This is a genomic window from Kitasatospora sp. NPDC058406 (assembly GCF_042722765.1).
Taxonomy (GTDB): Bacteria; Actinomycetota; Actinomycetes; order Streptomycetales; family Streptomycetaceae; genus Kitasatospora.
This window is the reverse complement of sequence record NZ_JBHXKE010000157.1, coordinates 1-22,101: the sequence shown is the minus strand read 5'-3', so window position 1 is coordinate 22,101 and position 22,101 is coordinate 1. Positions and strand designations below refer to the sequence as shown.

Here is a 22,101-nt window from a genome sequence, read left to right as displayed (position 1 = left end):
CCTCGGACCCGGCCTCCGCACCGCAAGGCCGTCCGAGGCGTCCCCCGTGTCAACAACCGTGCGGTGGATTCGCATTGTCCGAAAGGGCTCTCTGGGCAGGACATTCAATCCGGACAATGATGCGGGTGCGGCGGGACGGGCCCGCCCGGGGGTGGTGGCATGGACGCGCGGCCGGACGGAACGAGGCGCCAGGCCCGACTGGGCAGGCCGGAGCGGTTCGTGGACCCGCAGGCCGGCCCGGTGGAGCGGCTCGCCTGGGAGCTGCGGCAGTTGCGCGACCGGGCCGGTGCCCCGAGCTACCGTGCGCTGGCGAAGGCCTCGCACTACTCGGCCAGCACGCTCGCGGAGGCCGCGAAGGGCGAACGCCTGCCGTCGCTGGCCGTGGTGCTCGCCTACGCGCGGGTGTGCGGCGGCGGGCAGGCGGAGTGGCAGGCCCGCTGGGAGGCGGCCTCCCGGGCACTGCGGGGCCCGTCCGCGGGAGCGGAGGCGGGCGGCGAGGACCGTGCGGACGGAAGCGCTCCGGCTCGCGACCCGTACCTCGGGCTGGCCCCGTTCGACACCACGGACGCCGGCCTGTACTTCGGGCGGTCGGAACTGGTGGGCGATCTGGTGCGGCTCGTGGACCGCCACCGACTGACGGCGGTCGTCGGCGCCTCGGGCAGCGGCAAGTCCTCGCTGCTGCGGGCGGGGCTGCTCCCGCGGCTCGACGAGTCCTGGCACACCGCCCTGCTGGCCCCTGGCGACCGCCCGCTGCGCGCACTGGCCTCGGCGGTCTGCGCGCTGACGGGCGGTGACACCGAGGCGCTCGCCCGCGTCCTGGCCGGCGAGCCCGAGGCGCTGGGGATCGCGCTGGACACCTGGCTGGTCACCCAGCCCGCCGACCGGCGCGCGGTCCTCGTCATCGATCAATTCGAGGAACTCTTCACCACCTGTCCGGACGCCGGGGAACGGGAAGCGGTCCTGGCCTGCCTGGCCCTGACGGCCGACGACCGCACGGCCTGCGACCCCGTGGCAGGCCACCGGGCCGCCGCGGGCCGGGTGCGGTTCGTCATCAGCGTGCGCGCCGACTTCTACGACCGCTGCCTCGCCCACCCCGAACTCGCGGGCGCCCTGCGCCGCGGCGCCCAACTGCCGGTCGGCACCCCCACCCGGGGCGAGCTGCGGGACATCGTCACCGAACCCGCCGCCGGAGCGGGCGTCGTGGTGGAACCCGAACTGCTGGAGGCCGTCCTCTCCGAGGCCACCGACCAGCCCGGCGCCCTGCCGCTGGTGGCCCACGCGATGCGCGAGGCCTGGACCAGGCGCAGCGGGGATGTCCTGCGGCTGGCCGACTACCAGGCCACCGGCGGCATGCGGGGAGCCATCACCCAGACCGCCGAGGCGGTGTACGCCGGCCTTCCGCCCGGACACCAGGAGGCCATGCGGATGCTGTTCCTGCGGCTCACCGCCCCGGGCGAGGGCACCGAGGACACCCGCCGCCGCCTGGCCCGCGCGGAACTCGACGGCCTCGCCGACGCCGGGACCATCGACGACCTGCTGCACCGGCTCGCCGCCGCGCGGCTGATCGTCCTGTCCGACGGGACCGTCGACGTCGCCCACGAGGCGGTCATCCGCTCCTGGCCGCGGTTGCGCCACTGGCTGGACGTCGACCGCGAGGCCCTGCGCGCGCACCGCCGGCTCACCCAGGCCGCCCGGACCTGGCACGAGCTCCACCGCGACCCGGGGGCGTTGTACCGCGGCGCGCAGCTCGCCGGTGCCCGGGACTGCTCGCGGTCGGGCGGCTCGACGCTCAACCGTCTGGAGGCCGCCTTCGTGGCGGCCAGCACCACTGCGGACGACCGGCTCAGCCGCCGCAGGCGCTGGACGGTCGTCGCGCTGGCCGTGCTGACGGTCCTCTCACTGGTGCTGGCCGCGACCGCGTACGTCCAGAAGACGCAGTCCGACGCGCAGCGCCGGATCGCGGTCTCCCACGAACGGGCCGCCCAGTCCCGGCAGTACCTGGAGAAGGAGCCCGAAACCGCTGCCCTGGTCGCACTGGAGGGCTACCGGGCGGCCCGCACCACCGAGGCGCGCGGCAGTCTGCTGAGCGCCTACGGCGCCTACACGTCCAGGCAGTTCGCCGGTCACGGTAGCGCCGTCCTGGCCGTGGCGTACTCACCTGACGGCCGCACCCTGGCCACCGGCAGTGCCGACCACACCGTGAAGCTGTGGGACACCGCCACCCACCGCATGCTCGCCACCCTGACCGGCCACGGCAGTACCGTCATGACGGTCGCCTTCAGCCCGGACGGCCGCACCCTGGCCAGCGCCGGCGCCGACCGCACCGTCCGGCTGTGGAACCTCGTCTCCGGGCGCACGACGGGCATCCTCACCGGCCACACCGGCGCCGTCTGGTCGGCGGCGTTCTCCCCCGACGGCCGCACCCTCGCCACCGGTGGCGCCGACCGCACCGTCCGGCTGTGGGACGTCTCCTCCGGGCGCACGAAGGGCGTCCTCACCGGCCACACCGACTCCGTCCGGTCGGTGGCGTACCTGCCCGACGGCCACACCCTGGTCACCGGCGGTGCCGACCGCACCGTCAACCTGTGGGACACCGTCACCCCCCGGATGTCGAAGACCTTTCTCGGCCACACGGGCGCCGTCACCACGGTCGCCGTCAGCCCCGACGGCAGCACCCTGGCCACGGGCAGCGCCGACCGCACCGTCCGGCTGTGGAGTCTGACCTCGTACACCGGCACGGCCGTCCTCGACGGGCATGCGCAGGAGGTGAGCCAGGTCGCGTTCACCGCCGACGGCCGTACCCTGGCGACGATCGGCCAGGACGGCACCTTCGCCTGGTGGGACGTGGCCGAGCGGCGGATGACCGACACGTTCCACGAGACCAACTCCGCCGCCCCCGCGCTGGCCCTCTCCCCCGACGGCACCGAGCTGGCCACCACCGCCGCCGACCACATCGTCCACACCTGGGACGTCAGGACCCGCCGAACCACCGCCACCATCGGCACCGCGGACGGCACCACGACCGTCGCCGCCTACGCTCCCGACGGCCGGACGCTCGCCGTCGGCCACGTCGAAGGCTCCGTCACCCTGTGGGCCACCGACCCGCCCCGTCCCCTCGCGACCTTCACGGCACACGACCAGGACATCATGCACCTGGCGTTCTCCCCGGACGGACAGCTGCTGGCGACCGTGAGCTCCGGGAACACGGTGCGGCTGTGGGACGCCGCGTCGGGCCGCCCGGTCGCCTCACTCGAAGGCCACACCGGCAGCGTGTCGAGCGTCGCGTTCTCCCCCGACGGCCGCACCCTCGCCACCAGCAGCTACGACCGCACGGTACGCCTGTGGGACCTGGCCACCCACCGGCCGACGGCTGTCCTCCAGGGGCACACCAACATGGTTGCCCGGGCCGTCTTCTCCCCCGACGGCCGCACCCTCGCCACCAGCAGCTACGACCGCACGGTACGGCTGTGGGACCTGGCCTCGCGGGCGGAGTTCGCCGTCCTGCCCGAGGACACCGCCGCCCTCACGGCCCTGGCGTACTCCCCCGACGGCCGCACCCTCGCCACCGGCAGCGCCGACGCCACCGTACGCCTGTGGAACGTGGCGCAGCGCCGCATCGTCGCGACCCTCACCGGCCACATCAACACCGTCTTCTCCGCCGCCTTCAGCGCCGACGGCCGCACCCTGGCCACCACGGACGCCAGCGGCAGGGTCTGCCTGTGGGACGTGGCCGGGCAGCGGACCACCGCACGGCTCGACGGCCACACCAGAGGCGTGCACGGAGCCGCCTTCAGTCCCGACCGGAGCTCGCTCCTCACCGTAGGATCGGACGGGTTACGGCTGTGGCCCACGGACGCGGACCGGATCGCCGACCGCGTCTGCGAACTAAGCCGGACCAACCGGTGGTTCGGGCTCTTCCCTGAAGCGACCCTGGGCGACGTCTGCCGCTAAGCGGAAGCCGGCCGCACCACTGCCCCGGCGCCGGCCGGGGCGAGGCGGGCAGCACCGTCGCTACGCGCTGGGCGAAAGATCACATCACTCGGCTGCCTCCGTCCCACAGTGGTGACCATGCCGAACCGAGTGGCCGTCCTGTCCGACATCCACGGAGTCCTGCCGGCCCTGGAAGCAGTACTCGCCGAACCGGACGTCAGCACCGCCGATCACATCGTGCTCACCGGCGACATCACCGCCGGCCCGCAACCCGCCCAGGTTCTCGACCTCCTGACGGCCAGGACTCGTCCTATCCCGGCATCACCGGATGGGCCGACTACTTCCTCTACGCTCGCGCGACCGACGCCGACGCCCTCGCAGCCTTCGCCCCACGGGACGGACGCGGCCCCAACCCGTGACAATCGCTCCCCCTCCACGACATCCGGGAAAGGCTCACACGGCGACCCGGATCGGTGCTGCGCCGTGCTGTCCGGCCGGACCGGTGCGCCGACGAGCCGGGGTGATCCCCGCAGTCGGCTTCCTGTTCGCCGCCGACGCAGCCCCGTCGTCAGTCGACGCCTTCGACGATGCGGAAGTCGCGCTCGACGCCGTCGGCAAGTGCGGCCAGCGCCTCCTGGTAGGCCGCACTCGCGTGTGCGGCGACCGCCTGTTCGAAGCTGTCGAACTCGATCAGGACGGTGCGCCCGGCGATTCCGGCGTCGTGTGCAACGACCCGGCCACCGCGGACGAGCACCCGCCCGCCCGCGGCCTTGACGGCTGGACCAGCCAGCTTGTTGTAGGCAGCCAGCTTCTCGGGGTCCGCAATGGTGCGGTAGGCACTGACCCAATAGCCCTTGACCACGGTACCTCCTGTGTTCGGAATCGATGCTCAGAAGCATGCTCGGGTCCATGGCCAGCGCGCTGTGGGTGAGCGAGCCGACGGAGACGGCGTCGAAGTCGGACGGCTTCGATCCTCAGCTTCCCATTCGACTCGACCGGCCCGGGCCCGGCACATCGACCGGGGCCGTGATCGGATTGGTCTCGGGTGAGCGTCGGCGGGCGAGGGCGAGTCCGGCCGTCGTCGTGATCACCATCACGGCGACGCCGACCAGCGCCGCGGTCGTGTAGGCGTCGTCGTTCGGGAAGAGGCGACCCGTGGCGGTGCCGGCGGCCAGGACCAGACCGCCAACGGCGCTGCCCAGGGAGTACCCGACGCTGCGGACGACGTAGTTGAAGCTCATGGCGCTCGACGTCTCGCTCTTGGGGGTGACGGCCAGGATGACGCCGGGCACGGCGGCCGAGAAGCTGCCCACGCCGAAGCCCAGCACGCCCATGGCCGCGAGCAGTTCGGCCAGGGTGGACCGGGCGGTGGCGAACAGGACGAACCCGCCGCCGACGACGGCGGCGCTCCCGGCCAGGAGCAGGGGGCCGTCGATCCGCGTCCGGACCCGCGGCGTGAGCTTGCCGGCGACGAACCCCAGCACGGAGAACGGGATGAGGACCAGCCCCGCCACGAGGGTGGTCAGTCCGAAGCCGTACCCGGTGCCGTGCGGCGTCTGCGCGTAGCGGGTGATGAGCGTGAGCAGGAGGTACATGCCGCTCCCGCCGACGAACGTGGCGATGTTCGCCCCGGCGACCGCCGGGTGCCGTACCGCCCGGACGTCGACCAGGGGTGTCCTGGTTCGCAGTTCGGAAACGGTCCAGCCGCCGAGCAGGAGTACGGCGGCGACGGCGAGGGTCACCGCCACGGCGAGGTGTCGGCTCCACAGGCTCCTCTCGCCGGCCAGGAACAGGAGGAGGAACAGTCCACCCGCCAGGACGAGCGCACCGACCACGTTCAGGTGAGCGGAGCGGCCTTCGGGAGCTGAGGGCACGGAGCGCCACGCGGTCACGAAGGCGATGGCGGTGACGAGCACGCCGAGGCCGTAGGCGGCCCGCAGTCCGCCGAACTCGGCGAGCAGCGCGGCCAGCGGGTAGCCGACGCCGGCTCCGATGACGGAGACCACGGAGATCAGGGCGATCGTGGCCGCGCTGCGATCCCCGGGAAGATGGTCGCGGGCCACGCCCATCATCAGCGCCGTGAGACCGAGTCCGACGCCTTGGGCCGCTCTGCCCACGAGCAGCCAGGCGAACGGCAGCGGCAGCACGGTGAGCGCGCTGCCGACGACGACGATCGCCAGCGTGGCGAGAATCGTGGCCCGCCGGTGCGGGCCGGCTCCGAGCCGGCCGAGGACGGGTGTGGCGACGGCGCCGCCGAGCAGGGCGATGGTCAGCGTCCACTGCGCGCTGTCGAGGGAGACGTGGAACGTGGTCGCCACGCTGGTGATGAGCGGCGTCCCGAGGCTGGCGACCGCCGCCACGACCAGGGCGATGAACATCAGGGCGGGGACCAGCGGACGTGCCTCGGAACGTATCGGGGCCGTGCTCATGGGCCGGTCATGAGCCTGGGCCCCGGTCACCGGTCCGAGTCCTCTCGGGTGCGGCTTTCGAGCTCCGCCAGATGCAGCAGCGCCGGAAGGGCTGCTGCCAGGGCCTCGACCTCGTCACCGGTGAGTTCCTCGATCAACCGCGCGTACGCGTCGACGCCCGCCCGGCGTCGCGTCCGGACGTACGACGCGCCGGCCTCGGTCAGGCACACCAGCGTGACCCGCTTGTCGGACGGATCGCCCTTCCGCTCGACCAGCCCGGATTCCTCCATCACCCGCACCAGGACGGTCATCGCGGGCTGGGTGACGCCCTCGGCCACCGCCAGATCGGTGATCCGTCGCGGGCCGGTCTTGTCCAGGGTGGCCAAGGTGGCGGCGGACGTCAGGCTCATGTCGCGGGGAAGGCGTCTCACGGCCCTGGTGGCCAGACCGTAGAGGGCTGACCCGATGGCATCGGAAGCGCCGTGCGCGGCGTCTCGGCGGCTCATGCCTGAAGCATAACAGGTTTATATGAATCCTTTATGCATCTCCCGGCCGGGGTTCGGCGACGCATCCCGGCGGCATCCTGGTGGGCCCGGACAGTCGTGGAGTCCACACCGATCAGGGACAGGTCCACCTCACCGCGCCTCGCGGCACGCCAGGACCGGGCACGATTCCTGGGCCGTGCTGGATCGAGAAGCGCAGGCCCCTCACCAGGACAACCTCACGGTCCAGAGTGGCAGTCAGGTCGGTGCTCTCGCCGGGTGTTGCCTCTTCGATCCCGTCCGGCAGCTTGATGGATCCGTCGATGATCGTCGGCCGGGACGGCGCACGGCACGCGGTGAAGGTACTCCACGAACGCGGCGCCAGCGCGCCCGAGGCCGTCCACGACCTCACGGTCGACGGCCCGCGAACCTGCGGTACGACGGGCTCCCCGAACACGTTTCGCCGGCCCTTCCCGCAGGCGGGAGGCATGCCCTGTGGCTCGTGGGGCAGACGGGAGTGGCGGTGCACGGTCTGCCCCACACAGGCCGTGCACCGTCGTCAGTGCCCGTGCGGTGCGACGGCCACCGGATACCTCCGCGCCGTGCGATCGGGAGCCGTTCGGCGCCCTGCGGTACCGGCCCGGCCAGGCCGGGTCAAGCACGGCTCCGTCCGCGTCCGTACGCCGGGCGTGCCGCTCACGGAGTCCCGTCCTGCAGCGGCTTCACGCCGGCCACGCCGTAGAGGATCCTCTCGGACTTGCCGCTGCGCATCCGCACGCCGTAGCCGCGTCCCACGGACCACGAGACGAGGTCCCGGACGACCGGGACGACACCGAAGACGTCGACGGGAACGCCGTGGGCCGCGCACGCCTCGACGATCCGGCGGGGGGCGATGAACGCCCGGTGGTCGTGGGAGCCCTTGGGCGCGGCCCAGGTCAGCGGCAGGCCTTCCCCCAGCGTGATGACCGAGAGCCGGGCCAGGAAGGTCTCGGCGATGGTGTCCATGACGAGGGTGCCGCCGGGCTTGAGCAGCCGGCAGCACTCGGCGATCACGTCGAAGGGGCGCGCCACGTGTTCGAGGCAGTACCCGGCCACGACGACGTCCGCGCAGCCGTCGGGAAGCGGGATGTCATGGATGTCGTGGATCAGGACCTCGTCGACGCCGTGCCGCAGCGCCACCTCCGCGCTCCTGACGGACACGTCGACGCCGATGTGCCGGTAGCCCTTGTCCGCGATGTGCGGGTGCAGCAGACCTCCGCCGCAGGCCACGTCGACCAGCAGGGCGCCGGGGCTGCGGGCCGGGGGGATGTGCTCGGCCCGGGTGCGCGCGCACCAGTGGAGGATGGCGAGCGGGCCCCGGCGCTGCCACCACAGCGTCGACCAGGAGTCGTACTCGGCCGGCTCCGCCGTCGCGGGACCGCCGGTGATCGTGGGGGTCCCGGAGGACTTCCGGGAGCGGCGCGTGTGCAGGGCGACCGCCCAGAGCGCGAGCGCGTCGGCGCGGACGTTCGCGGGAGGTCCGTCGCCGCTCCGCCGCTGGTGACGCAGCAGGAAGGCGACGGCGGCGTCGGTGCGCGGCCCGTCGAGGACCCCGGTGGTGTGGGCGGCGATGACGCACCGGGCGGTCTGCGCCACCGTGCTCGGCGTAGCCGTGGCCGGGGTCGCCGTACCCGGGTCGCTCGGCCGTCCGGGGGTGCCGGGGGCTCCCGCGGTGTCCTCGCTCCACCCGCCGTCCGGGTTCTGCTGCTGGTAGATCCACTCCATCGCGCCCTCCACCGCGAGGTGCCCGGCTCCGATTCCGGCGGCTTCGAGCCCGAGCAGGACCTCGGAGGTTTCGCGGAGTCGGCCGCCGCGGCCGTCGTTCCAGAACCCTTCGACGGCCTGCTGCGCCAGCAGGCGGCGGACGGCGCGGCCCACGGCCGGATGCCAGCCGTATCCCTCGGCGCACAGCGCCTCGACGACGTGGGCGGTGACGCCCGGCTCCGGGGGTGCGACGACGCCCGGGCCGGCCGCGGCCCACCGGCCGGGCCGAGCGGAGCGGTGGATGCCGTCGCGCGACCAGCCACCGTTCGCGGACTGCCGTCCGAGGAGCCACAGGACGCCTTCGGCGACGGCGGTGTCCACCTCGCGGGCGCGCGGCGCGTCGACGGCATGCAGGGCGGTGAGGACGAGCGCGGTGCCGGCCACGTCGGACACGCTCATGGGGGCGAGGACGGGCCGGTCGGCCGTGCCGCCGTCCCGGCCGGACAGCAGCCGGTCGAGCGCGCGGTCCACCGCCGGGTCCGAGCCGGCCCGCTCCCCCGCAGCGGCCAGGGCCCGCAGGACGACGGCGGCGTCCACGGCGGCCGCCGGGCGAGCGAGGACGTCCTGCCGGGCCAGGGCGTCGAGCGCGGCGCGTACGGCGGGGTGCCGGGTGCCGTGGCCCAGGGCCCACAGGGCGAGCGCGCAGACGGCCGTGTGCGGCCGGTCGCCGCCCCAGTTCCCGGCGCTCTCCTGCCCGTCGAGCAGGAGGCGCTCCGCCTCGCCCAGCGCGTCGCGACGCAGGGGCGGCGGAGCGGTCCGGCCGAGGGCGTGGGCGGTGCGCAGCACGGCGGTGACCGCGGCTCGGCGCAGGCCGGCGCGCTCGCGCCGACCGACCCGCAACGGCTCTGTTTCGATGGGGAGTTCGCGTACCGGGCGGACGGATCCCAGCACGCCGACCGCAGCGGCGAGCGCGCGAGCAGGGCCGTCCGAGCCGCCGGCGGCGGTGGCCCGGGAAGGGCCGTTCGAGCCGCCGGCGGCGGGGGCCCGGGAAGGGCCGTTCGAGCCGCCGGCGGCGGGGGCCCGGGAAGGGACGAGCAGTTCCGGGGGCAGGAGCCCGAGAGCGTTCCAGCCGACCGCTCCGGTGATCGCCAGCAGGAGGTGGGCGGGTTCGGGCTCCAGCGCCCGGATGCCGCCGTGCCGCCCGGTGAACCGCGCGGCGCGGTCGAGGACCGCGTGGTCCGCGGTACGGCCGAGGACCTGGAGGGCGAGGTGGGTGAGCACGGTCGTGGACAGGTCGGAGGGCCCGCCGACCTGTCGGGGGAAACCTCCGTCGGCGTTCTGCCGAGCGGTGATCCACTCGTGCTGCTTCGCTTCCCGGACCGGGTCGACGGCGTCCAGGAGGCGGTGCACGAGGAGGCCGACGGCTTCCCCGTGGACGTCTCCGGCCGCGCCGTCGACGCTCGCGTCGGCCTCCTCGTCCTGCCGGTCGGCCAGGGCCGCGCGTGCGGCCGCGAGGACCTCTTCCGCCGTGCGCCCGGACCCGTCGGCTCGCGGGTCGCTGCGCTGCCCGGTCACCGGGCCTCGCTCCCCTCGCGGGCGCCGTACGACGGGCCGGCGGGGCGGCGGAGGGACACGGCGGCTGCGGGCGCGGGGAGGTGGGGCGCGGGGAGGTGGGGCGCGGTCGCCATGAAGGCAGAGAGTTCGGGTGCGGTGGCTACGGGTGCGGTGTCCAAGGTCAGCGGGCCTCCTGTTCGTCCGGGCGGACGGTGGCGGTTCACCATGTGACGGGCAGGGTCTCGGGTCCCCGGAAGAGCAGACCGGTCTTCCACTTCACGGAGTCCGGCTCGCCGGCGAGCCCGATGTCGGGCATCCGCGCCAGCAGTGCGCCCAGCGCGGCCTGGAGCTCCATCCGCGCCAGGGCCGCGCCCACGCAGCGGTGCGGGCCGTGACCGAATGCCAGGTGCTGGCGGGCGGTGGAACGGGTGAGGTCGAGGAGGTCGGGCCCGTCGAAGATCCCCGGGTCCCGGTTGGCGGCGTTGGTCGAGGTCAGCACCGGCCGGCCGGCCGGCACCGTGCCGCCGCCGAGGTCGACGTCGGTCGTGGCGTAGCGCGGGTAGGCGGCGCAGACCGTGAGCGGGGTGAACCTGAGCAGTTCCTCGACGGCGTCGGGGAGCAGTTCCGGGCGGGCCTTGAGGAGCGCCAGCTGGTCGGGGTGGGTGAACAGGACGTAGGCGAAGTTGGCGATCTCGTTCGCCGTGGTCTCGTAGCCGGCGATGAGCAGCAGCATGCACAGGAAGACCAGTTCGTCCTCGGACAGCCGGTCGTCCTGGTCACGGGCCGCGACCAACTCGCTGATCAGGTCGTCGGCCGGATCTGAGCGCCGAGCCTGGACCAACCCGCCCATGTACGCCAGGAGTTCACCCATGCTCTCGATCCGGGCCTGTCCGTTGTCGCCGCCGACGAGTTGGTTGACCTCCGTGACCCACCCGTGGAACCGGTGGCGGTCCCGGTACGGGACCCCGAGCAGGTCGCAGATGACACCGATGGGGAACGGGACGGCGAAGTCCCGGACGAGGTCGGCCGGCGGCCCGGTCCGGACCATCGTGTCGACGAGTGAGGCGGCCAGCCGTTCGGCCGACGGGCGCATCAGTTCCGCGCGCTGGGCGGTGAACGAGGCCGCGATGAGGCGGCGGATGCGGGGGTGGTCGGGCGGGTCCATGTCCATCAGGCCCAGCGGCACCAGGTCGGGGGTGACCCGGGGCTGGTCGGTGCCCTCCGGCACGGACCGGCGGAAGCGCGGGTCCGTGAACACCGTCCTGACGTCCTCGTAGCGGGTGACCATCAGGCCCGGATCGCCGTACGGCATGCGGACCGGGCACAGCGGTTCGCTCGTCCGCGCCCGCTGGTAGAGCTCGTGCAGGTCGAGCGCATGGACCGGCGTGAACGGATAGGGCCGCTCCTGCCCGGTTCCCTCTTTCTCCGCACGCCCCCCGTCGCGGCTCTCGGTACTCATGCCCCACCCCCATTGTCCGGAAGTCCGTTTCCCGGCTCCACCGGGCCGATGACGGCGGACACTAACAGGCCGGTGCCGGGTTCGCAGGGGTCACCGGTGTCCCCACCGGACATCGGTGTCTCTGGACGGAGGCGCATTGCGCGACTTCAATCTGCCGGGTGTCCGGAAGTCGGCCGGGGACCGCGGCCACCGCTCGTTCCAGCGCACTGCGAACCCGACGACGTCGCACTCGGACCCGTTTTCCAGGGCCGTCCGCCAAGGGGGAATAATCAAGAATGCCGGAATCCCGGTTGGAAAGGTCCGAGCCCTCGACCGCCGCTCCCCCGACTTCCGCACGCCCGCTCCCACGGGTGCGGGCGTGGGTTTCGGCGATGGGGCTGCAAATGACCGCGGTGGTGCTGCTCCAGGTGCTGTTCGCACTCTCCGTGGCCCGCCACCTCGGCCCCCTCTCCACGAGCAGGGCCCTGCTCACGCTGGCCCTGTTCGTGCCGGAGTCCGTCTCCCGGCGCCTGCTCAACGACTACGACGATTTCAAGCGCGGCGTGGACGTGCCGGAAACGGCCCGGCGAGGCAGCGCCCTGGCCACCGGCCTTTCCATGCAGCGCGTACGGGCGGTCGGCCTGGCCTGCTTCACGGCCGGAATCCTGGCGCTGGGCTGGCTGCTGTACACGGCGAATCCGTGGTCGTTGGCCCTGCTCCCGCTCTCGTTCGCCGTGCTGGTGTATTCCGGCGGGCCGGTCCCGCTCGGACACCACGGGCTCGGCGAACTCATGGACTTCGTCGTCTGCGGTTTCTACGTCGTGGCCGTCGTGATCTGGGTCAATGTCCAGCAACTGCCCTTCGCGGCCGTGATGGCGGCGGTCGCCGCGGGATTCCTCTTCGCCGCGACGATGTTCCACAACGATCTGCGGGACAGTGTCGAGGACCTCAGGGCGGGAAAGCGCACCCTCGCCCATGCACTGTCACCGCGCGCCTCCAAGATCTGCTACGCGGTGTTCGTGCTCGCACCGTACCCGTGCCTCGTCCTCGTCGCGCATGCGCTCGACTCCTGGCGATTCGCCGCTCCCCTGGCCACCCTTCCCTACGCGGTCTGGCTGGTCGTCGGGGTGACGCGGTCCCGACTGGGAGGAACGATGCCGTCGTGGATGCACCTGCCGCGGCTGCTGGCGTCGGTCTTCGCCCTGCTCTCCCTGGCCGTATGGATATGACGAATCATCACATAACTCCGACCGTGGTCGAGGTGGTCACCGAATGTCTGTCCTGTGCCCTCCAGCGGTGCACTTCCCCGAGCACGAGGTCACCCTCGCGGACACGCTCGCGACGGCACGCCGGCTGCATCCGCGGCATCCACGCCTGGACACCGTCCTGCGTCTGATCGAGAACACCGGGGTGCGCACCCGTCGCCTCCTCCAGCCCCTGGACCTCACCCTCGCCCACCCCGGCGTCGCCGCACGCACCGGCCTGTACTGGGAGGCGGTGCGCACCCACCTGCCGGCCCTGGTCACGGAGGCGCTGGAGCGGGCCGCGATGTCCCGCGACCAGATCCACGCCGTGGTCTTCGTGTCGTGCACGGCCTTCACCATGCCGTCCCCGATCGTCTGGATGATCAACGAGTTGGGGTTCTCCACCGACGTCGACCAGATTCCGCTCGCGCAGCTCGGTTGCGCCGCGGGCAGCGGCGCGATCAGCGCCTCCGCCCGCTACTGCCGGGCCCATCCGGACCGCAACGTCCTGATCGTGGCCTTCGAACTGTGCTCGCTGTGCTACCAGCCGACCGATACCGACGTGGGCGCGCTCCTCTCGGCCGGCCTCTTCGGCGACGGCTTCGCCGCGGCGGTGATGCGCGGCACGGCCCGCTCGGGCCTCAGGATCGAGCGGTCGGCGTCCGAGACCATCGCGAGCACCGCGGACTGGATCTCCTACGACGTCCGGGAGACCGGATTCCACTTCCGTCTGGACAGCCGGGTCCGGCACACCATGCGCGCAGTCACTCCGGCCATCGGCAAGGTGGTGGAGGAGGCGGGCTGGAGCACCGGAGAGCTGGACTTCGTCCTGGCCCACGCCGGTGGCCCGCGCATCCTGGACGACCTCACCCGGTTCCTCGACATCGATCCGGCGCTCCACCGGTTCAGCCGGGCGGCGCTCTCGGAACACGGCAACACCGCGAGTGTCCTGATCTTCGACTCGTTGGCGCGGTTCTGGGACGACGGGGCGGCCCGGCCGGGTGCGCGCGGCGTCATCGCGGGCTTCGGCCCCGGGGTCAGCGCCGACTTCTCCCTGGGGGTGGTCCTGTGAAAGGCGGTCGAGGTCCTGCCGGGTCCGTACGCGGGAGGCCGGGCGCGCCGCCGGTGGTGCTGATCACCGGCTGCTCCTCCGGCATCGGCCGGGCGGTCGCCCTCCGGGCCGTGCGCGCGGGATTCACCACCGTGGCGACCGCCCGGAAGCCCGAGTCGCTGGCCGAACTCGAAGCCGCGGGCTGCCTGGTGCGCGCACTGGACGTGACCGACGCCGAGGCCCGCCACCGGGTGGTGGAGGAGCTCGACAAGAAGCACGGCGGGGTCGACGCGCTCGTCAACAACGCCGGCTACGGCGAGTTGGGCCCCTTCGAGGAGGTCCCGCTGGATCGCTGGGACCGGCAGTTCCAGACCAACGTCTTCGGTCCGGTGGCACTCACCCAGCTCGTCCTGCCGGGGATGCGGGAGCGCGGGTACGGACGCATCGTGAACGTCAGCTCCCTGGCCGGAAAGATCGTGCTGCCCGTGGGCGCCGCGTACCACGCGAGCAAGTTCGCCCTGGAGGCCGCGATGGAGGCGCTCTGGCTGGAGGTGCACCGGTTCGGCATCGAGGTGAGCCTGGTACTGCCGGGCGCCGTGAACTCCCGCTGGGCGGACAACGTCCCGGAGCAGAACGAGTACGCCTCCGGCGCGTACGGCGACCTGGTGTCCGAGTTGGCGAGGCAGATGGCCGAGCGGCTGCCGCGCGGCGCCTCCGTCGAGTACGCGTCGTCGGTGGTGATGCGCGCGCTCACGGAGAGCCGTCCGCGTCTGCGCTACCCGGTGGGAGCCGACGCACGCGTCCTGCTGCCGCTCAGCCGGATGGTGCCCGCGCGACTGTGGTCGGCGTGGGTGCGCAGCCACTTCCCCTCGATCCGGCACCCCGCGCCACGGCCCGTGAACCCGCCGACGGTCGACCGGACCCGCCGATGACCGCGGCGCCGCACCCCGGACGCGGGATCCGTGCGCTGGGGGCCGGGTTGGCACGGACCGGTTCCGCCGTCCGGCCGTCGGACACGGGGTCCCGCGTGGCGGTGGCCGGGGTGCTGGTCGGTGCGGCCGGGCTGGCCGCGGCGTTCAGGGGGCCGCGGCGGGCGCACTGGAGCACGCTCGCGCTGACGCACGGCGCACTGGGGCTGGCCGCGTCGGTCGTGGAACCGTCCGCCCGGCACCGGTCCGCGGGGCGGGAGGACGTCGTGACGGCCCTGCGCATCGGCGCGGGCATGGTCGCGGGGAGCGTGCTGCTCGACGCGGTGGTGCGACGCGCCGTGCCCAGGATCGCGGCCGACGCGGAGTCCCTGCGGGCGCTCACCGCCACCGCGGACCCGCTGCGGATGTGCGCGCACCTGCTGCTGGTGATCGCCCCCGCCGAGGAGCTCTTCTGGCGGGGCCTGGTGCAGGGCCGCCTCACACGCCGGCTCGGCGCCGGCCGGGCCGCCGCCGCCACCACCCTGCTGTACGGCCTGGCCCACGTACCGACCGGCAACGCGGCCGTGACCGGCGCCGCCGCCGGCCTGGGCGGCAGCCTGTCGCTGATGCGCGCCCGGGGCGCGAGCCTCGAACGCCTCGCGCTGGTCCACGCGTTCTGGGTGGTGCCGACGCTCCTGGCCGAGCGCGCCCGCGGCGCCGACGGCACCCCCCGGGGTCCCGCCGCACCCAGGCCCGCGCTCGACCACGGCACGCACCACCACGGCACGCACCACCGCGGCGCCGCCGACGAGAAGGGTCCCGCCATGACGACAGCCCCGGCCGGCCGACGGACCGGCCGGACCGTGACTCTGTGGGGGCGGTTCGCCCAGCGCGTGAACAACGCGGTGCACATCGCCCTGTACGAGCGGACCGGCGGGCGGCTGGGCGGGCGGATGCTCGGCAACCAGGTCGGCATCCTGACCACCGTGCGGCCCCGCGACGGCGCGCCGTACTCCGTCCCCCTGTTCACCTTCCGCGACGGGGCGGATGTCATCGTCGTCGCGTCGTACCGGGGGTCGTCCGGCGATCCCCGGTGGTTCCGCAACCTGCTGGCCGATCCGGACGCGGTCCTGCGCGTCGGCGGCCGCGTGCAGGCGGTGCGGGCGCGGGTGCTGGAGGCGGAGGAGCGGGCCGCCGCGTGGCCGCGCGTCGTGCGCGGCTTCGAGGGGTACGCGGACTACCAGCGCCGCACGACGCGGGAGATCCCCCTGGTCCGGCTGTCCCCGCGACCGGAGCACAGCTGAGGTGCCGGCCCCCGAGGAAGCCTCCCCCTCCCCCCTCGCCGTTCACGCGGGCCAGGCGCTGTACACCCGGTCCTTCCTGCGGATCTACGACACCCTCGTCTACCGCGTCAACTCCCCGCTCACCTGGCGCTGTCCGAAGGAGCGCCTCGTCGCGCTCTACGACCGGCACGTCTCGGGCAACCACCTGGACGTCGGCGTCGCCTCCGGGGTGCTGCTCGACGAGTGCCGCTTCCCCGTCCCGGCGCCTGACCTCACGCTGATGGACCTCAACCCGTCGTCGCTGGCCGCGGCGGACCGGCGCCTGCGCCGCTACCGTCCGCGGCTCCACCGGGCCGACGTGCTGCGGCCGTGGGGACTGCCACACGGGTCAGTGGACTCCGTCGGCATGTGCCACCTGCTGCACTGCCTGCCGGGGACGCTCGCGGACAAGGCCGTGGTCCTCGAACACGCCAGGCGGGTGCTGAAGCCGGGCGGCACGCTGTTCGGCGCGACCATCCCGGGCTCGGGGGTCGACCACAACCGATCGGCTCGGCTCCAGCTGGGCCTGGCCAACCGGCACGGGATCATGTCCAACCGGCTGGACCGACCGGAGGACCTCGACGCGGCCCTCGCCGCCGTCTTCCCCGAGCACGAAGTCGTGGTGACAGGCTCGGTGGCGCTCTTCTGGGCGCGAACGGGATAAAGAGGACGCAGCCCTGTGATCGACGGGGAAGGGCTGCCCGGCATTCGCCATGGCGGGACAATCCCCCGGCCCCGCCGAACCGTTGACCCACTGCAATGCCGCAGACATGCTTGTCGTGTAATTGTCAGCAAGGACTTGTCGAGACGGCATTATATTCGCACGTGAGCTGGTGCGGGCACACTCGTTCCTGAGTGGCCCGAAGTGGACCACCGTGAGGGGGAAACTCGGTGTTCGGTCCAAATCGGACGAACGTGGCACGCACGCTCCAAACATCGAAGGACGACAGGCGCAACGGCGGCCGGTACCCCCCACCGCAGCGCCCCGGGAAACGGCCGGGACAAGCCCTCGCCTCCGAGAGGGGTTTGCCGATTTCCGACCGCGCTCCGGCCGGGGCCTCCGTACCACCCGGTGGAGCCCCCCAGTCCGGCCGGGTTCCGGCTCCCGGCGGACGGGAGCCGGCGGAGCGTGGCGAGCCGGCCGGAAGAAGACCCGGCGCAGCAGCAGATCCGGCCACACCGCCACAGGAACACGGACACTTCCACGACGCGTACGAGGCCGTGCGGATCCTCTCCGGCAAGTGGGTCTTCGCCGTGCTGATCCAGCTCGCCGGAGGGCCGCACTACCACAACGACCTGGCGCGTTCGACGGGCATGGCCGAGAACAAGCCCCTGGACCGCGCCCTGCGCCGCCTCCTCCACATGCGCCTGGTCGCCCGCACGGTACACAACGCCGGCGGCTCCGCACCCCGGGTGTCCTACCAGCTCACACCACGCGGCCATTCCGTGCTGCCGATCATCGACGAACTGGCGGGGTGGTGGCAGGCGACGGAACGTCCCGAGGGCTGAGGCCCGTGCTCCGCGCCAGGCCCCGGCACGGCACGGCGGCCGACAGCAGCCGGACGGACCACGGCCTCACCGCCGACGGCGGTGAGGCCGTGGTCCCGGCGAGGACACGAGAGCGTGCACCGCACGGCCCTGCCCTGCCGCGCAGCACCTCTCCGCGCGTCGGCCACCCCGTCGACGGGCCCGGCCCCGGCCGTCGAGCGCTTCGACGCCATCGACAGCGGGTCCGTCGTCGCGCCCGGCCCGGAGCACCGGGGACGTGTGGTGCGGTTCCGCGGACTCCGGGCGGACCACGCCCACATCGAACCGCCGCTCAGCCCTTCGCGAGCACGGCGTCGACGACCTCGTCCACGGTCATCTCGGAGGTATCGAACCACCCGCCCTCGCCGTCGAGTTCGGCACGCAGCGCCTGCTCCAGGAACGACCAGCCGCCCGCCGGCACCCCAACCGGGCAGGCCGGCGGCAGTCGTACTGTCCTGCTCCGGCCACCGCACGGCATCACCACGCGAGCTCAAAGACGTCACTGAAGAGAATCCGAAACAACGGACCTTTCTCGAGCGGGCCACCAGGCCGCTCCGGGAATTCGACAGAAATCTTCGACTGCGGTCCCGAAAGAAAGGTGAACCCCCGCTCCGAGAGCAGACTATGGATCCGAACCTCGTCCGTCCTGAAGTCGTCCACGATCGGAGTCAGAACCACTCGCGACGACCACCAGTGGGCCCGCGGAGCCCTGAACAACATGGCATAGGGCCCCACCATGGACAGTAGAAGATGCCAGCTGCCCGACGCTGCCGACACCTCGTAGTAGAAGCACACGTCGCCGTCGAGATGGGTGTTGTCCCTGACCTCTGCGAAAGCCGACAGGTTATCGACGAGGGCCTTGTACGGCTGCTTCCGGTAAGTTCGGGTGGCGAAGGCGAAATCCGGGTCACCGAGCGAACCGTACGATCGACGAGCATCTGCCAGAACCGATGAGAGCAGGAGATCGTCTTCCATTTCCTCCACCTTCCGACTTCACTTAATTCACCAGTGTGCCATGGATCTCAGCCCTGCCGTTCTTTTTGTCGATCCTTCGTGCCGCACGGACCTTGCGCTTCGGCATGCTGCACGCTACTTGCGGGCTGACGCCGATGTTCCGGCGCAGCCGGATACTCGGTACCGCAATCGGAATACCGAGATCCGCCTATCAAGCAAGGGACCGTCGTCTCAGAATGGCGGGATGATCGCCACGAATAGCCTGCACCAGCACACACCCGCCACCGACCCACAGGGCCCGCGCTCCGCCCTCCCACAGCGCGGCGCGGCCGGAGACCGCGGTCAGCCACCACCGCAGGGGCCCCGCCACGGTCGCCGCCACCGACCGTGGTGATCACCGCCCTCGCTCGGACGTTTTAACAGACAGGTGGCCATGCGGGTGGAGGAGCCCGCCGATCGCGAGGACAACCGGTTCCGCGCCCCGGCACTCCCTCGCGCACCTGCGGCGATCGAGCGGGCGGGCCGCCGTCAGACGGGACCCGACGACGATCCCTGGCGGACGGGTTGTGCCACGCGCCGGCCGCGGACGCCCTGATCGGCAGCGCCGGCACCGGGCTGCAGCGTCCTCGGAGACCCGGGTTGGCGTCGCCACATGAGCCCTGGGGAAATTTTCTGATGATCCATTAGACGAATGGTCGACTGTCGGCCTTGCTGTGCGAGGATCGTTCGTAGGGCCTGGGAGGTCGGGCCGTGTCTCCGAAGGCGCTGGAGGTAGGCATGGCGGGTGATCAGTGGCGCCTTGAGGCCTGTCTTACGCCGGACACCGTCGAGGTGACGGTGTCAGTTCACGGCTCCGAGCACCGGGTCCGCGGCTTGTTCAACCGCTCTTCGGAGCGTTCGGCACTGGTGAGCAGGGCCAAGGGGAGTCCGGTCGTGGTGATGTGCGCGAGTCAGCATGCTCAGGACAGTTGGGTGGTCATCGCCGGCAGGCGCGAGGTTCCGCTGGTGGTCCGTGAAGTGGCAGGCCTCCCTGTGGGCGTCATGGTGTTGCCTGCTTCGGCACGGCGAGTGACGGTGCGGTGTACGGACTCCGCTGGACAGGTCAGGGTCGAAATACGACGTGCTTTCCCCCGCCTGCCTTTCCGACCGGTCAGGCCGGCGGCTCGGAGGTCGGCCGAGTACCGGTGAGAGGGTGGGGCGGACCGCTCCCGGCCCGCCCCGAGGGACCCGTCAGGCCGGTCGCTCAATCCTGAACGGGTTTGCAGTCGCTCCGGCCCGGAAGTCGCTCAAGGTGGGCGGCAGCCGTTCCGGGCGAATCCGGTCCATCACAGCCCCGTCATCGGGATTCGACGGCATGCCGAGCGTGACGACGGGGCCGGTCCGCTTCTCCCCGATTTGCTGGACCGGCATCACGGACCGGCCCTGTGAGACGCCGGCGGCCGCCTGTCAGTCGCTCGGCCCCGTCGGCGCTCCCCGGTGACCAGAAATACGGTCAGGAGATTGTCGGACGACCGCAGGGATATCGTCTCGCAGAGCGTCGCTTTCCGTCGGACAGGTATGCCCGTCGCGCCGCTGCTCATAGCAAGGGAGACTCGCATGTCGGCACCCACCGAGCCGGCGGCCCGCTGATTGAATGCCGAGCGGTCCGCTTTTCGCATCCGCCCGGAAGGGGTCGTGGCTGTTGCCCGGCCGGCGGAGGTGGCGCGTGCGGCACGAAGTACTGCGGCGCCGCCGGTCAGTGCGCGGCGGCCGCCGCGCGCAGCGCCGCGAGGACGCGGTCGGTGTCCGCGGCGGTGGTGCGCCAGTTACTGAAGGCCGCTCGAACGGCCGGCACCCCGTCCAACACCGTCGGCGTCAGGAACGCCTCCCCGGAGGCCGCGACGCGGCGCAGCAGTGCGTCGATGTCGTCCTGTGCGGGGTGGCCGGCGAGGGTGAAGCAGACGACGTTGAGGCGCACCGGTGCCAGCAGCCGGAATGCCGGTTCCGCGGCGAGGGCCGTGCCGAGTCGGGCCGCTTCGGTGCAGGTGCGCTCGACGATCTCGCGGTGTCCCGTGCGGCCGTAGGCGGTGAGGGCGAACCAGGCGGGCAGGGCGCGCAGCCGCCTGGAGTTCTCGGGGGCCAGGTGGACGGGGTCCGGGTCGGCGGTCGGGGCGCCGAGGTAGGGCGAGGTGTTGTGGAAGGCGGCGACTTGCAGGTCCTGGCGGCGGGTGAACTGCACGGCGGCGTCGTACGGGACGTTCAGCCACTTGTGGAGGTCGACGCAGACCGAGTCTGCCGCGTCCAGGGCGGCCACGAGGTGCTCGTGCGCCGGTGAGAGCGCTGCGAAAGCGCCGAACGCGGCGTCGACGTGCAGCCAGAACGGGTACTGCTCGCGCAGTGCGGCGATCGCCTGCAGATCGTCGAAGTCGACGGTGTTGACCGTGCCCGCGTTCGCGACGACCACGGCCGGGCGCCCCTCCAGCGCCGCCAGTTCATCGGCGAGCGCCCCCACGTCGACCGCCTCCCGGCCCTCCAGCGTCCGCACCCGCCGCAGTGCGCCACGGCCGAGCCCGAGCACGGACAGCGCCTTGCCGATGCTCGAATGCGCGGCGCCCGACAGGACCTCGACCGGCCCGAGAGCGGCGAGGCCGTCCCGGGTGACGCTGACGCCGCGCTGCTCCCCCACCCACTCGCGGGCGACGGCGAGGCCGACGAGGTTCGACATGGTCGCGCCGCTGACGAAGACGCCCGTGTGGGCCTCGCTCAGTCCGAAGAGACCGCGCAGCCAGCCGACCGTCTCCTGCTCCAGGTCTGCTGCGGCCGAGCCGATGCGGTTGCTGACGTTCTGGTCGAAGGCGGACGTCAGCCAGTCGCCGGCGAGGGCCGCCGGGGTCGCGCCGCCCGTGACGAAGCCGAGGTAGCGCGGGCCGGCACTGCCGCTGAAGCCCGGCTCCCACCGCTCGGCGAACAGCTTCAACGCGCCGTCGGCGCCGCTGCCCTCCACCGGGAGCGGCAACCCGGCAACGGTCGTCCCGTCACCGGCCCGCACCACGGGACGGTCCCCGATGCCGGCGAGCACGTGCGCGGCACGATCACTCACCGCGTCGAGGAGTTCGCGCAGGCGGTCGAGGTCTTCACCGAGTCGAGGATGCATACCCACAGCCTAGAGCCGAGCCCGCTCCCCCAACCAGCACTACGTCCCGCACGAGGGATCCTGACAACCCACCAGGCGAGGACCCCTCAGGACCCTCGCCGGACCGTGGCCGCAGGAACCACAGGCGGGTAGAAGCCCGTGAGTCCTGCGGGCCCTTCACGGTCGTTGCCCACCGCCCCGAGCGTGACCTCGCCCGGTCCAACGCCAACCCGGTCGACATGGACGCCAGGCGCCGGCTCGACTCGGTGGGCGAGTCCGTGCACGTCCCCGGGGCACACCCGCGGATCGACCGCACCCACCCGGAGCCTGACGAGGTCGCCGAGACCGATGTGGCGCACTTCGGGCCCGGAACGGCTCCCCCGGGGGTCGGGCCCCACGGGGGGGGGGGGCAGAATCGGGCGTGGGAC

General features: G+C 72.6%; 16 protein-coding genes and 1 pseudogene. 8 read left to right on the top strand and 9 right to left on the bottom strand.

The annotated features are described in order from the left end of the window. The first annotated feature begins 159 nt into the window (after positions 1-159). Both ACFWOG_RS26915 and ACFWOG_RS26910 read left to right on the top strand, forming a co-directional pair. Complete coding sequence (locus tag ACFWOG_RS26915) at positions 160-3,951, top strand: hypothetical protein (RefSeq protein WP_380361272.1); 3,792 nt, start codon at positions 160-162, stop codon at positions 3,949-3,951. A 117-nt stretch (positions 3,952-4,068) separates the two neighbouring features. Next, positions 4,069-4,230: pseudogene (locus tag ACFWOG_RS26910) on the top strand (metallophosphoesterase family protein); the annotation flags it as partial. Positions 4,231-4,498: 268 nt separating this feature from the next. On the opposite strand, the gene ACFWOG_RS26905 reads toward ACFWOG_RS26910, so the two are convergent. From ACFWOG_RS26905 to ACFWOG_RS26880, 6 genes are all read right to left on the bottom strand, one after another. Further along, entirely contained in the window at positions 4,499-4,792 is a 294-nt protein-coding gene (locus ACFWOG_RS26905) for a DUF1330 domain-containing protein (protein ID WP_329950651.1), read from the bottom strand. Between the two features lie 112 nt (positions 4,793-4,904). After that, positions 4,905-6,359: an MFS transporter gene (locus ACFWOG_RS26900; protein ID WP_380361271.1), complete on the bottom strand. Its 1,455-nt coding sequence runs from the start codon at positions 6,357-6,359 to the stop codon at positions 4,905-4,907. Between the two features lie 26 nt (positions 6,360-6,385). Further along, positions 6,386-6,844: a MarR family winged helix-turn-helix transcriptional regulator gene (locus tag ACFWOG_RS26895; RefSeq protein ID WP_380361270.1), complete on the bottom strand. Its 459-nt coding sequence runs from the start codon at positions 6,842-6,844 to the stop codon at positions 6,386-6,388. Between the two features lie 672 nt (positions 6,845-7,516). Further along, complete coding sequence (locus ACFWOG_RS26890; protein ID WP_380361269.1) at positions 7,517-10,138, bottom strand: methyltransferase domain-containing protein; 2,622 nt, start codon at positions 10,136-10,138, stop codon at positions 7,517-7,519. Beyond that, positions 10,135-10,296, bottom strand: a complete 162-nt coding sequence (locus ACFWOG_RS26885) for a hypothetical protein (protein WP_380361268.1) — start codon at positions 10,294-10,296, stop codon at positions 10,135-10,137. The genes ACFWOG_RS26890 and ACFWOG_RS26885 overlap by 4 nt, the downstream gene beginning before the upstream one ends. Before the next feature lie 41 nt (positions 10,297-10,337). Further along, complete coding sequence (locus ACFWOG_RS26880; protein WP_380361267.1) at positions 10,338-11,576, bottom strand: cytochrome P450; 1,239 nt, start codon at positions 11,574-11,576, stop codon at positions 10,338-10,340. Positions 11,577-11,959: 383 nt separating this feature from the next. Here ACFWOG_RS26880 and ACFWOG_RS26875 point away from each other — a divergent pair, with 383 nt between their 5' ends. The 6 genes from ACFWOG_RS26875 to ACFWOG_RS26850 all read left to right on the top strand — a co-directional run bounded on the left by ACFWOG_RS26875 (position 11,960) and on the right by ACFWOG_RS26850 (position 17,589). Further along, entirely contained in the window at positions 11,960-12,784 is an 825-nt protein-coding gene (locus tag ACFWOG_RS26875) for a prenyltransferase (protein ID WP_329950655.1), read from the top strand. Positions 12,785-12,827: 43 nt separating this feature from the next. Further along, positions 12,828-13,871, top strand: coding sequence for a 3-oxoacyl-[acyl-carrier-protein] synthase III C-terminal domain-containing protein (locus ACFWOG_RS26870; RefSeq protein WP_355401304.1), 1,044 nt, complete (start codon positions 12,828-12,830; stop codon positions 13,869-13,871). A 53-nt stretch (positions 13,872-13,924) separates the two neighbouring features. Further along, entirely contained in the window at positions 13,925-14,782 is an 858-nt protein-coding gene (locus ACFWOG_RS26865) for an SDR family oxidoreductase (RefSeq protein ID WP_380361266.1), read from the top strand. Between the two features lie 95 nt (positions 14,783-14,877). Further along, a complete protein-coding gene (locus ACFWOG_RS26860) occupies positions 14,878-16,062 on the top strand; it encodes a nitroreductase/quinone reductase family protein (RefSeq protein WP_380361265.1) in 1,185 nt (394 codons plus the stop codon). 1 nt (position 16,063) lies between these two features. Continuing rightward, positions 16,064-16,744, top strand: coding sequence for a class I SAM-dependent methyltransferase (locus tag ACFWOG_RS26855; RefSeq protein ID WP_355401299.1), 681 nt, complete (start codon positions 16,064-16,066; stop codon positions 16,742-16,744). A 557-nt stretch (positions 16,745-17,301) separates the two neighbouring features. Further along, positions 17,302-17,589, top strand: coding sequence for a helix-turn-helix domain-containing protein (locus ACFWOG_RS26850; RefSeq protein WP_329881578.1), 288 nt, complete (start codon positions 17,302-17,304; stop codon positions 17,587-17,589). Between the two features lie 310 nt (positions 17,590-17,899). Here ACFWOG_RS26850 and ACFWOG_RS26845 read toward each other — a convergent pair whose 3' ends face one another. From ACFWOG_RS26845 to ACFWOG_RS26835, 3 genes are all read right to left on the bottom strand, one after another. Next, positions 17,900-18,091, bottom strand: a complete 192-nt coding sequence (locus ACFWOG_RS26845) for a hypothetical protein (RefSeq protein ID WP_380361264.1) — start codon at positions 18,089-18,091, stop codon at positions 17,900-17,902. Continuing rightward, entirely contained in the window at positions 18,085-18,582 is a 498-nt protein-coding gene (locus ACFWOG_RS26840; protein ID WP_380361263.1) for a hypothetical protein, read from the bottom strand. Before ACFWOG_RS26840 ends, ACFWOG_RS26845 begins: the two co-directional genes overlap by 7 nt. A gap of 1,714 nt (positions 18,583-20,296) precedes the next feature. Further along, positions 20,297-21,694 (bottom strand): pyridoxal phosphate-dependent decarboxylase family protein, encoded by a 1,398-nt coding sequence (locus ACFWOG_RS26835; protein WP_380361262.1) that lies wholly within the window; start codon positions 21,692-21,694, stop codon positions 20,297-20,299. Positions 21,695-22,101 lie beyond the last annotated feature (407 nt).